Source organism: Pedobacter sp. MR22-3 (assembly GCF_026240075.1).
Lineage (GTDB): Bacteria > Bacteroidota > Bacteroidia > Sphingobacteriales > Sphingobacteriaceae > Pedobacter.
The window spans coordinates 76425-88574 of record NZ_JAPIVF010000001.1; the positions used below are offsets into that span (position 1 = coordinate 76425).

10 protein-coding genes are annotated in these 12150 nt (G+C 38.6%); 6 read left to right on the forward strand and 4 right to left on the reverse strand.

Features of this window, described 5'->3' with window-relative positions:
• The 3 genes from OQ267_RS00325 to OQ267_RS00335 all read right to left on the reverse strand — a co-directional run bounded on the left by OQ267_RS00325 (position 1) and on the right by OQ267_RS00335 (position 4876).
• Entirely contained in the window at positions 1–3219 is a 3219-nt protein-coding gene (locus OQ267_RS00325; protein WP_265834482.1) for a UvrD-helicase domain-containing protein, read from the reverse strand.
• A gap of 189 nt (positions 3220–3408) precedes the next feature.
• Positions 3409–4203: a tRNA threonylcarbamoyladenosine dehydratase gene (locus OQ267_RS00330; protein ID WP_265834483.1), complete on the reverse strand. Its 795-nt coding sequence runs from the start codon at positions 4201–4203 to the stop codon at positions 3409–3411.
• A 16-nt stretch (positions 4204–4219) separates the two neighbouring features.
• Positions 4220–4876, reverse strand: a complete 657-nt coding sequence (locus OQ267_RS00335) for a TatD family hydrolase (RefSeq protein ID WP_265834484.1) — start codon at positions 4874–4876, stop codon at positions 4220–4222.
• 108 nt (positions 4877–4984) lie between these two features.
• Here OQ267_RS00335 and OQ267_RS00340 point away from each other — a divergent pair, with 108 nt between their 5' ends.
• The gene (locus OQ267_RS00340) at positions 4985–5515 is read left to right on the forward strand and encodes a thioredoxin family protein (RefSeq protein ID WP_088299593.1); all 531 of its coding nucleotides are present in this window, start codon (positions 4985–4987) and stop codon (positions 5513–5515) included.
• 61 nt (positions 5516–5576) lie between these two features.
• On the opposite strand, the gene OQ267_RS00345 is transcribed toward OQ267_RS00340, so the two are convergent.
• Entirely contained in the window at positions 5577–5783 is a 207-nt protein-coding gene (locus OQ267_RS00345; RefSeq protein ID WP_265834485.1) for a hypothetical protein, read from the reverse strand.
• 229 nt (positions 5784–6012) lie between these two features.
• Here OQ267_RS00345 and OQ267_RS00350 point away from each other — a divergent pair, with 229 nt between their 5' ends.
• From OQ267_RS00350 to OQ267_RS00370, 5 genes are all read left to right on the forward strand, one after another.
• A complete protein-coding gene (locus OQ267_RS00350; RefSeq protein ID WP_265834486.1) occupies positions 6013–6570 on the forward strand; it encodes a GNAT family N-acetyltransferase in 558 nt (185 codons plus the stop codon).
• Positions 6571–6841: 271 nt separating this feature from the next.
• Positions 6842–7828 carry a pyruvate dehydrogenase complex E1 component subunit beta gene (locus tag OQ267_RS00355; protein WP_088299596.1) on the forward strand — a complete coding sequence of 329 codons (987 nt, stop codon included), beginning with the start codon at positions 6842–6844 and terminating at the stop codon, positions 7826–7828.
• A gap of 282 nt (positions 7829–8110) precedes the next feature.
• Positions 8111–8683, forward strand: a complete 573-nt coding sequence (locus OQ267_RS00360) for a pentapeptide repeat-containing protein (protein WP_265834487.1) — start codon at positions 8111–8113, stop codon at positions 8681–8683.
• A gap of 37 nt (positions 8684–8720) precedes the next feature.
• Positions 8721–9077, forward strand: coding sequence for an iron chaperone (locus OQ267_RS00365; protein ID WP_265834488.1), 357 nt, complete (start codon positions 8721–8723; stop codon positions 9075–9077).
• Positions 9078–9240: 163 nt separating this feature from the next.
• On the forward strand, positions 9241–12132 hold the full coding sequence (locus OQ267_RS00370) for a DEAD/DEAH box helicase (RefSeq protein WP_088299599.1): 2892 nt from the start codon (positions 9241–9243) through the stop codon (positions 12130–12132).
• Positions 12133–12150: the final 18 nt, after the last annotated feature.

Sequence of the window (12150 nt, forward strand, 5' to 3'; positions counted from 1 at the left end):
TTACACTAATTTTAATTTACCGCTAACGGCGTAAAACAAATAGGTTTTTACCTGGATGTGTCCCATCTCCATAAGCAGATTTTTATAATTTTCAACCTGTTCAATATGTTTATCGCTTTCAGTCTGCGTAAATTTATAATCCAGAATGATTACCTCATCCTCATGAAATAAAATACGGTCGGGCCGGTGAAGCTTACCTTTGGTGTCAATAATACCTTTTTCAGAAATACTTCCGGTTGCCCTGCTTAAAACAGCTTTTAAATCAGGATTTTCCAATACATCCAGCACTTTCGATTTCAGTTGTTCCTTTTCTTCTTCCTGTATAATGCCATCCAGTATCAGCGTGGTCATGTATTTGTCTGCTTCTGTTTCATTATTGGCATTGGCCAGAATATCATGCAATAAAGAACCTTTTCTACCTGATTTTTCAATATTAACTAAATGTCTTAAGTGCTTTTCCTCTGAAGGAATATAAAGTTCAGACAAGCGTGTGGTAGTGGGGTAATGTTTTAAATCAACGAAGTTGTTTTCTTCGCTTTTGTCTGCTGTTGAAATATAATCTACGATTTCATATGTGCCATTTTCATCAAACTCATGTTCGAAAGTTAAATTGATAACATCTCCCATATTTGACAGTTTTAATTCTTTTTTGGCCATGGTAGCAATGTAAAGGTAATCTTTGGAACGTGTAGTGGCTACATAGAGCATATTTAAAGCATCCATATTATTGTACAACAATTCCTCAAAATATGCTTTGGCTATTGCCGAATCGGCCAGGGCTTCATTATACTTGAGCGGAATACCTTTAAGTTCCTGATAAACCGTTTCTTCCGAAGATACCCAGAAGGTTCCATTCGCTTTCCCTTTGATTTCCCAATTACAGAAAGGAACAAAAACAGCCCGGAAAGCCAGTCCTTTTGATTTGTGAATGGTAATGATCTGGATGGCATCTGCCCCTTCCGGCGATGGGAGCGATTTTTTAATGCCATCTTCTTCCCACCAAGTTAAGAAGGCAATAATTCCTTTTTCGCCTGATCTCCCTGCTAATGCAGTTAAATCACGGAAGGCCAATAGATAGGGTAAATGAGCGGTGAGTGTTTTTAGTCCGTAACTTTCTACTAAAATCTCTATCAGTTCCGGCAATGGAAGTTGAAGCCAGCTTTGCCAGTTTTCGCATAAAGAAGGTGGTAATACCGCAGAGAGTTGATTCAGTGATTTGCTGGTAAGGTTAATATAATGGTTGGCATCAGGTATTTTTTCCTGCAAAGCATGATAAAGTGCGATGCAGTTTGCCTTATAAAGTGCACTTTGTGCTTCCAGGCCAATTAATACTTTCAGGGTATTAATAATAAGCTGAATGGCTGAGTTATTTGAAATTAATAAAGCATCGCCCGATAAAACAGGTAAATGGTGTTCCATCAGTTTACGCACCGTAAGTAAAGCTTCACTATTTGACCGCACCAATATGGCAATGTCTTTTAAGGCATAATGTTGCTGGTCTTTTAAAATGTTGATCTCTTCAATCACGTCATTTAAAGCAACATCCCTGAAAACAGTTTCCGTAAAGCGGACTTCATCCGGAGCATGTTCCTTACCAAATTTTTTAATTTTGATGGTACCACCCTTTAAGGTATTGCCGGCGAATTTTTGTGTGGAAGCACTATAAATATCTGTAATAATGCTCGTATAATTTTCAGTCGCCCACCAGTTTGAAATGCTTTCCGGTTTAGCAGACAGGATTGTATTCAGTTCGTTTTGAAGGGTTAAGGGAATGGAACGATAAAGCACATTATTAAATGTGATGATATTTTCTGTGCTGCGATAGTTTTCTTCAAGGCTTTCTTCCAAAACATTTTCAACGCCTACTTCGCGTTTGGCATGTTTGTGCAGGATGTTCCAATCGCCGTTTCGCCAGCGGTAAATGGATTGTTTGGTATCGCCAACAATTAAATGATCAATTAAATCTTCGCTTGGTGTGGCCATGGCATTGGTCAGTAAAGATTTAAAACTTCCCCATTGGCTGGTAGAGGTATCCTGAAATTCGTCAAAGAGAAAATTGCGGTACCGGTTTCCTACTTTTTCCCAGATGAAAGAAGGATTGTCGCCAGCATCTTCCGTAATGCCGGAGATTAATTTTTGGGCATCACTGATCAACAGGTTATCATTTTCTGCACGATACTCCTTTAACAGCATGGCAATCTCCTGCATCAGCCTCAAATAATAAAGATTTTTATTAAAGGCAATGGCGAGGCTGTAATTGGGTAAGTGCGTTAAATAATGGTTTTTTATTTGATGAAGAATCGGATTCACCACTTCAAAGGCTTCCGGAAAATCAGCGTTTTTCTGAAACCACTCCTCAGGTTCGTCTATTAAATTAAAAAGCGGTTCAATTTTAGAAAAGTCGCCACGGGCCACCAGGATTATTTTAGCCAGGGCACTTCTTGATTTCCCTTTAAGGTGTTCATTTTCCACCCCTAAAACATTAAGAGCCTCATGGGCTTCTGTGGCCAGGCGAATGATTTCTTCTTCAAAATTTTTAACTTCGGCCCTGGTCAGACTGATGTATTTTTTAAAAAGTTCATCAATGTTTTCGAGGCCCAAAGCGGTTACCGCATCTTCAAAAACCTGGAAGCGTTCGGAGAAAATCTCTCCGATTAAGTTGTAAAGTTCAAATTTATAATTCCAGCTTTTATTATCACTGATGCGCTCAATAGCCAGATCAATGATCCACTGTAACAGTTGCTGATTGGTATCTAAGGCTTCATCCAGTTTATTTACCAGGTCATCTTTCACCTTATCATAATTCATTTCTAAATTATAATCAGCATTCAGGCCTAGTTCAAAGGCAAAACCACGAATCACTTTTTGTACAAATCCATCAATGGTACTCACTGAAAAACGGCTGTAATCGTGCAGGATTTTACGGTAGATTTTGTCTGCTTTAAACTGAAGTTCCTGCGCACTTAACTGCGGGTAAGCAACCAGAACTAATTTTCGGTAGTCGTCAATTTTTTTTGAAGGATTACCCTTTGCCAGCCCGAGCAGTACCTCCAGGATTCGGGTTTTCATTTCTTCCGTGGCTTTATTGGTAAAGGTTACCGCCAGAATTTCACGGTATTTATTCTCCCCGGAAAAAAGCAAAGTCAGGTAGTGTGCCGTTAAACTGAACGTTTTACCGGAACCGGCAGAGGCTTGAAGAATTTTTAGTGGTTTGGGCATCGTGTTCTTTTAAATTCTGCTTATTTTAATTTCTTGTCCTCAGGGCACAACCTGATCGCTAATGGGTATATAGTGAGGTTATTTCTCATTTCATCCGTATATTTTACCTTTCTCTTTTTGCTGATTGCCTGTTAAGGCATGGCATTTATTCAGCAAGATCATTTAGGGCTTGGCAAATCATAATTACACCTAAGCACCTTTCTTTTTCTTCTTTGCCAGTGTTTTATGGCTAATCCTGGCCGGTCTTTCGGTCATTTCTATTTTAAGCCCCAGCAAATCACGAATGACAACGGATGCACAGGCACCGCCAAAGGCAGCCGGCAAATAAGAAATAGTACCATAGGCTGATCGTTTAAAATTACTGCCATCAGTCATGATCATCGAATTTTTATCCATTTGCTCTGTCGAAAAAACAGCTTTGATTTTATCAGCGTTTGCCAGTTTATTTAGCCTTTTACGCACATAACTCGCAAAAACGCATTGATAAGTATCCGGCAGCATCGCAATCCTTAACCTCGTAGGATCCATTTTACCTCCTGCACCCATCGAACTGACAATCGGGATATTCTTTTCCAAAGCTGTTGAAAGCAACGTAATTTTTGGCATCACACTGTCTATACAATCCATAATGTAATCGAATTTCGCCTCCAATATTTCCCTGCACTTCTCCGGGGTAAGGAAAGTGTTGACCACATGAAGCTTCAATTCGGGGTTGATGGATAGCAATCGTTCCTGCATTATTTTAGCTTTACTTACGCCATGATTCGTTGCTAAGGCGGGCAATTGCCTGTTCCGGTTAGTAGGATCTACCACATCCCCATCAACAATGGTCATTTCACCAATGCCGGAGCGGCATATAAATTCTGCCGCAAAAGAGCCTACACCTCCCAGACCGATTACCAGGACGTGTTTATTTTGTAATTTTTCAATTCCATCATTACCGACCAGCAGGGCAGAACGTGAAAGCCAAGAAACATCTGACATATGATTGTATATGAGTTTACAGTAAATCTAATTTTTTCCAATCAGCAAAAATACGTGCTTTAAGGTCATCAACCTTACGGTTTTTCAAATTTGCGGCAGCAGTATAAATTTTAGCGATGGTGATATCTGAATCATCTGTTTCCAGAAAGAAGCGATCTGTTTGCTGAATCAGCTTTGCTGGACCCGAATTTTCCCGCAAAAGTGCCTCACCAAATGAAAGCCAGAAACCCTTATCCAGTAATTGCTGACCTAATTTCTCATTTTTATTAAAACCATGAATAATCATGGGCACTGAGACTTTTAACTGATCTTTCATTTTAATCAATTCTGAAAAAGCCTTGACACAATGTAAAATCAATGGTTTATTTAACTTTTCTGCCAGGCTGATCTGTGCTTGTAAAACAATGTTTTGATTGTAGAGACTTTCTCCTTTAAGTTGATCTAAGCCACATTCTCCGATCAGCTTCACATTCGGTTGACCCGCCAGGACGTTTAAATATTTCATCTGTACTTCCAGCTGATTAAGCGTGGCATACCAGGGATGAAGCCCCACAGATATGGGTTTGGTTTTGGGCATTGCCAGAAAAATATCACTCGTTAACGACAAACTCTGGATGCTGATCACACCCTTTTCTTGCGCCGCATGATGCGTATGTATGTCTAAGAAATCCATTCGTTTTTCAAAGATAGGCTTTGGAGATAGTATTTATACCGTAAAGAATTTGTAATTACATGATTAAAAAGATTTGCTTTAGTACTTTGCATCATTATTTATTATGATATGAAAAGATTACTCATTTTAATTACGGCTATATTGATTTCTACATCCGTATTTAGCCAGACGAAAAACGAAGCTGTTCAAATATACAATCCTGAAGCAAATGCAATGGCCGATCTAAAGGCTGCAACTGTGAAAGCAGCAAAAGCGAAGAAGCATGTATTGGTGCAGGTAGGTGGAAACTGGTGTTCATGGTGTATCGCTTTTCATCAGCTGGTTGAAAAAACGCCCGCTTTAAAACAAACTATAGATGATAACTATGAATACGTTTTGGTGAATTGGGATAAGGAACACCATAATGATGAAGCAATGCGGTATTTAGGTTTCCCCAACCGTTTTGGCTATCCGGTTTTTGTAGTACTGGACGGAAAAGGAAAGGTACTTCACATCGAAAACTCTGCCTATCTGGAAACAGATGAGACCGGTGCCGATGGCAAAAAGAAAGTTGGACACGACGTAAAAAAAATCACTTCATTTTTAAAGGGCTGGACCGTTGCCGCTGTAGATCCGGATACGTATCAGGCAAAAGGTTAAATATTAAATACAATAGCGCCGCAGATTTGGGTGTCTTAACATTCAAATCTGCGGCATGATTTTAATCTTTTGATCCTTCATCTTCCAGGTCATCAACATTTAATTCATATGACGGTCTGGATGCTTCGTCGGCTTGTTCCAGTTTATCTTTATCATATTCAATACTGGGATCATCACCACCCATTTCATTTATGTGATCCACATCATCTTCCCTGCGTAAGGCATCGTTCGGATCTTCTGAGTAATTATCTTTTGGGTCTATCATCATTTTAGGTTTTATATTTAGATAATGACTTTCAGGAAGAAATTGTTTTAGTTTTATGTGAAGAAGGGTAAAGATGAAGTTTAAAGACAGCTGAATAAATCCTGCAAAGTGGCTTTCAGCCCCCAAGGCCAGCGACCATAAACATCTTACCCAAAATACTACCCTCTGCACTTCTGCATCATAAAATGTTCGTGTTTCTTTGAGGTTAAGACCTTAATGCCTAATTTTAAAAATGCTCACCCTCCAATTCACCACATTTCCCGCGCTCGAAACTGAAAGGTTGGTTTTAAGAGAACATCACCTTTCTGACGCAGAAGCCTTATTCGCCATGCGCACCAATGAAAAGATCATGAAATACATCGACAGGGAAAGACCTCAAAATGTAGAAGCTGTGAGAGCGGTTATCACCAGATTTAACGAAGGCTTTGAAGAGGGTTATAACCTGGCCTGGGTGATTGCACTAAAAGAAAATCCGGCGCAAATGATTGGAACGATTGGCTACTGGCAAGCAGATTATGCCAATCATCGGGCTGAAATCGGCTATATGCTCCATCCTGATTTCTGGAGAAAGGGAATGATTTCTGAAGCCTTGAAAAAAACCATCAGCTTTGGTTTCGAAAACATGAACCTGCACACCATTAAGGCTAATATTAATACGGGTAATGATGCATCCCGGCAAATGTTGCTTAAACATGGTTTTTCAAAAGAAGCACTATTCAGACAGGATTATTACTTTAATGGAAAGTTTTTAGACAGCGAAATTTATGGACTAATTAATCCAAATCATTAAATTCTAATATCTTGAATCCGTCTGCATTCTGATACCAATTCGGGTCTGTAATATGATTATTTCGGAATACTCCTGATTTTAAATACTATAAAAGCAGAAAAGATACCATTTCGAAATTATATTTTAATTTTCTGATCATCATCTAAAAAATAAATTTTGCCTAAAAAAATTGCAGCTTCATCCCATTCGCATTATTACAAAATACACGCTGAATTGCCTTTGGTTTGGTAGCGATTAATAATTATATTTGCCACCGTTATTAAAATTTACAATGAGAGAAATCCAATTTAGAGAAGCACTACGCGAAGCCATGAGCGAAGAAATGCGTAAAGATGACCGCGTTTTTTTATTAGGTGAAGAAGTAGCAGAATATAACGGTGCATACAAAGTAAGTCAGGGTATGCTTGATGAATTTGGTGCAAAACGTATTATCGATACCCCTATTGCAGAATTAGGTTTCGCCGGAATTGCAACTGGTGCCGCAACTGCTGGCCTTATTCCAATTGTAGAGTTTATGACATTTAACTTCTCATTGGTTGCTATTGATCAGATTATCAATGGCGCAGCAAAAATTTTATCAATGAGCGGTGGTCAGTTCTCTTGTCCTATGGTTTTCCGCGGACCAACCGGTAACGCAGGTCAGTTAGGTGCACAACACTCACAAAACTTCGAAAACTGGTTTGCCAATACTCCAGGTTTGAAAGTTGTTGTTCCTTCTACACCTTATGAAGCCAAAGGTTTATTAAAACAAGCCATTATCGATCCGGATCCGGTTATTTTCATGGAATCTGAGGTGATGTATGGCGATAAAGGTGATGTTCCGGCTGAAGAGTATTACATTGAATTTGGTAAAGCCAACATAACCAAAGAAGGTACTGATGTAACCATCGTAACTTTCGGTAAAATGTTAACCCGTGTGGTTAATCCTGCTGTTGAAGAGTTGACTAAAGAAGGAATTAATGTTGAAGTAATCGATTTGCGTACTGTTCGTCCGATTGATTATGATACAATCATCGAATCTGTGAAGAAAACAAACCGTTTGGTTGTTGTTGAAGAAGCATGGCCATTGGCATCACTTTCTGGTGAGATTGCTTTCATGGTACAAAAGAAAGCATTCGATTATTTAGATGCCCCGGTTTTACGTATCACTTGTGCTGATGTTCCACTTCCATATTCTCCAACTTTAATTGCAGCCAGCTTACCTAACGCTGAAAAAGTAATTAAAGCGGTTAAAGAAGTCATGTACGCCACAAAATAAACCCCGACGTTTAGTCTGGTTCAAAATATAAATCCTCCAAAGCAATTCGGGGGATTTTTTTTTGCTTCATTTTCTTTACGTAAGTACACACCGCTTAAACACATAGGCCATTCAAATAACATTTAAGCCGATATGAACCTTATCCTTCTTATATGGTAATCATCTAAGCGCTACTGTGATTTCTACCAGTTAAAGGCAGATGGAAAACAGATAAGCTTAGATGATCTTTATCAACGCAGTGAAAAATTATTTTTATCTTCGTTTGTTCAAATTATACAAGCCATGTCTGAATATTTAGCCGACCAAACCTTTGAAAAGGCAGATTTTACTTTAAACACATTGAACAAAGGAGAATATGAAAACTGCAAATTCATTTATTGCGATTTCTCCAATTCTGATTTAAGTGGTATCAGATTTTTAGATTGCGAATTTATTTCCTGCAACCTAAGCCTGGTTACGTTAACAAAAACATCATTCAATGATGTAAATTTTAAAGATTGTAAAATGCTGGGCTTACGTTTCGAAAATTGTAACGAATTTGGTTTAACCTTGAGCTTTGACAGCTGCAAATTAGACCATTCTTCTTTTTATAAACTTAAACTGAAGAAAACCATTTTTAAAAATAATCAGCTTCATGAAGTAGATTTTACTGGATGCGACTTAAGCAGTTCGACTTTTGATTATTGTGATTTTCTAAATGCAACCTTCGACAGAACAAATCTGGAAAAAGCAGATTTCAGGACCGCAACCCATTATAGAATCGATCCTGATAAAAACAGCATCAGGAAAGCCAAGTTTTCGCAGCCGGGTTTAGCAGGTTTATTAGCCAAATACGATATCCTGATCAGCCAGTAATTCTTTTATTTTCATAATCCATTAGATCAATTATGTTATGGAAAGTGTGCCACAAAGCATTGATGATTATATTGTTCAGTTTCCGCCAGAAACACAAAAAATTTTGCAACAGGTAAGAGAGACCATTAAACAGGCTGCGCCACAGGCGAAAGAAGTAATCAGCTATAAAATGCCTGCCTTTAAACAAAAAAGCATTCTGGTTCATTTCGCGGCTTATACAAAGCACATCGGTTTTTATCCTACGGGTTCCGGAATTGAAGCTTTTAAACAGGAATTTGAAAATTTTAAATGGAGCAAAGGTGCTGTTCAGTTTCCAATTGGCCAACCCATGCCACTGGGTTTAATTGCCAGAATAACAAAGTTTAGGGTAGAGCAAGACAGCATAAAAAAATAGAAAATAGCAATTAGCCAAACATTGCAATCAGTTCAACTCCTGAACAGGACATCTTCATATATTTTTCACTAAAATTGTTACAATCTTTTGATGTAGTACCAAAAATATTGTAAGTTTAAATTTTTTAAGATGCTAACTCTTAATTCTTTTTTTAAACCAATCAATGTTACGCGTAGATAGCTCAAAACCTTGTAAAATTGTATACTCTTTGTGTAAACATGAGTTTCTGGGCTATTTAATTGAACCTCATATTGTCCAGCTCAATCCGAACGGAGATTTTTCTTTTACATATCAACGAATTTTCACCCATACTGCAGCAGAATTTCAGGCTTGCCTAACTGAAATTGATTATAAACTGATCAAAATTTTAGACGATATTGAGCAGGATTCGATCATTAAAAAGCATTATAAAAAAGTAATCAGACCTACTGAGTTTTTCACCAAAGTTTTTGATGAGAAGTTTTATGAAAGTGTTCGCCCTAAAATTGAAAAAAAATTAGCGGAGGCATTGGAGATGCTCAAGATTCAGGATGAACTTTACATCATGGATAAAGATGGATGGCCGGTGGAACGCAAAATAGAACTTGCTGCAGAACCCGCTTCAATTTTATTTCACTTCCGTAGAAACGAAACGGAAACACGTTATTTCCCAACCATAAAATACCAGAATCTTCGTATTGAATTCATGTTCAAAGAAGCGCAAATTATCAGCAATAAGCCAGCCTGGTTACTTTTAAATGATGTTTTGTACTTTTTTGATCAGGATATTGAAGGAAAAAAGCTTCAGCCATTTTTGGCTAAACGTTATATTGCCATTCCCAAATCAACAGAGGCTACATATTTTGAAAAATTCGTAGCGCCGCTGATAGAAAAGCATCATGTTTATGCAGAAGGTTTCGAAATCAGAACAGAGCAGTTTGAAGCTATCCCGGTTATTAAAGTTTTGTATGTAGACGGCGGAATCTCTCAGATTCAACTTTATTTCAAATATGGCGAATATCATTTTCCTCTTGAAAATGCCCATAAGGTGACTGTACGTTTGGAGAAAACGGAGGATAACTACATTTTCCACCGCATTAAACGTTCGGCGGAGTGGGAAAAGAAGCAGTTTAATTTACTACTCTCACTTGGCTTGAAAAAGACCAGTGCACTTTTTAGTAACCTGGAAGTAGACAGTAGCGAAGAAAACCCAAGTTATGCGGCCATCAATTGGGTGAATGAGCATATTGAACTGCTAGAGTCACTGGGCTTTGAAATTGAACAGGCTACCGGCCAGAAACGCTTTGTATTTGGGACCAGCAAAATCGATCTGGAAGTTAAAGAAAGCAATGACTGGTTTGATATCAATGCCGTCGTATGGTTTGGGAAATACCAGATTCCCTTTCTTTCGCTTAAACAGCACATTCTTCACAAAAGAAGAGAATTTATGTTACCGGATGGTGAAGTTGCCATTATTCCTGAAAAATGGTTTACTCAATACGGCAGTTTGTTCAGCCTGGCCGAAACAGGAAAAACCCTGCAACTTAAAAAACATCATATCGGCTTGCTGAATGATTTAGCTGAAGATAGTCTGGCAAATGTAACTTTAGAACGTAAGCTGCAACGCCTGTCGGATTTTGAAGATATTGCCGATACACAAATGCCTGTACATTTCAAGGGCAGTCTCCGCGATTATCAGAAAGCGGGTTACAATTGGTTCAGTTTTTTACGGGAATATAATTTTGGTGGCTGCCTGGCAGACGACATGGGTTTGGGAAAAACGATCCAGACACTCGCCATGTTGCAGAAGGTGAAAGAGGATGACCAATTGCTGGCCACGCCAACCACTTCTTTAATTATTATGCCAACCTCTTTAATTTATAACTGGTTAACAGAGGCTAAAAAGTTTACACCAAATCTTAAAATCTACGCCCATACCGGTAGCAACCGGAATAAAGATGTGGCAGTTTTTGCCAACTATGATATTATTATTACCACCTATGGCGTAACAAGGGTTGATGTGGAAGAATTAAAAAGTTTCTACTTTAATTATGTAATTCTGGATGAAAGTCAGAACATTAAAAATCCGGCTTCCAAATCTTTCAAATCGGTCAGAAGCCTGAAGTCGAGACATCGGCTGATCCTGAGTGGTACACCGGTAGAAAATTCAGTGGGCGATCTCTGGTCGCAGCTAACCTTCCTGAATCCTGGTTTGTTGGGTACGCAGGCTTTCTTTTATGAGGAGTATGTGCAGGCGATTGAAAAGAAAAAAGATGAGGAAAAAGCACGCAAGCTTCAAACCATTATTAAACCCTTTGTACTGCGCAGAACGAAAGAACAGGTAGCAGCAGAATTACCCCCCAAAACGGAACAGGTAATTTATTGCGACATGAGCGAAGATCAGGCAGCTTACTATGAAAAAACCAAATCAGCCTACCGGAATGATCTGCTGCAGAGCATGGATGATGGTACTTTTGCGCAAAAACAGGTTCAGCTCCTGCAGGGATTAACTGCTTTACGTCAATTGGCCAACCACCCGGTGATGATAGATGGCACCTACCTTTCTGATTCAGGTAAATTCGAAAATGTAATCCATACCCTTGATAATGTGCTTAAAGGTGGACATAAAGTATTGGTTTTTTCTCAGTTTGTGAAACACCTTGATATCTTTAAAAAACATTTTGAGGCCGAAAATATTCCATTTGCCTATCTGGATGGATCTACCCGTAATCGTGGCGAAATTGTAGCTGAATTTCAGCAAAACAGCGATTTAAAGGTTTTCCTGATCTCCATTAAGGCCGGTGGCGTAGGATTAAACTTAACGCAGGCAGATTACGTTTTTATTTTAGACCCCTGGTGGAATCCTGCAGTAGAGCAACAGGCTATCGACAGAACACACCGCATTGGTCAGGACAAAAAGGTTTTTATCTATAAATTTATAGCTAAAGATACCGTGGAGGAGAAAATTCTGGCCCTGCAAAACCGAAAAAAATCATTGGCCAATTCATTAATCACTACGGAGGAGAGCTTCTTTAAATCGCTAAGTAAAGATGATATCAGGGATATTTTAAATTAGCATCCGGATTTTATCCAC

Coding starts and splice junctions, on each gene's coding strand:
- OQ267_RS00325 (WP_265834482.1), bottom strand. CDS start 3,219: ATGCCCAAACCACTAAAAATTCTTCAAGCCTCTGCCGGTTCCGGTAAA.
- OQ267_RS00330 (WP_265834483.1), bottom strand. CDS start 4,203: ATGTCAGATGTTTCTTGGCTTTCACGTTCTGCCCTGCTGGTCGGTAAT.
- OQ267_RS00335 (WP_265834484.1), bottom strand. CDS start 4,876: ATGGATTTCTTAGACATACATACGCATCATGCGGCGCAAGAAAAGGGT.
- OQ267_RS00340 (WP_088299593.1), top strand. CDS start 4,985: ATGAAAAGATTACTCATTTTAATTACGGCTATATTGATTTCTACATCC.
- OQ267_RS00345 (WP_265834485.1), bottom strand. CDS start 5,783: ATGATGATAGACCCAAAAGATAATTACTCAGAAGATCCGAACGATGCC.
- OQ267_RS00350 (WP_265834486.1), top strand. CDS start 6,013: ATGCTCACCCTCCAATTCACCACATTTCCCGCGCTCGAAACTGAAAGG.
- OQ267_RS00355 (WP_088299596.1), top strand. CDS start 6,842: ATGAGAGAAATCCAATTTAGAGAAGCACTACGCGAAGCCATGAGCGAA.
- OQ267_RS00360 (WP_265834487.1), top strand. CDS start 8,111: ATGTCTGAATATTTAGCCGACCAAACCTTTGAAAAGGCAGATTTTACT.
- OQ267_RS00365 (WP_265834488.1), top strand. CDS start 8,721: ATGGAAAGTGTGCCACAAAGCATTGATGATTATATTGTTCAGTTTCCG.
- OQ267_RS00370 (WP_088299599.1), top strand. CDS start 9,241: ATGTTACGCGTAGATAGCTCAAAACCTTGTAAAATTGTATACTCTTTG.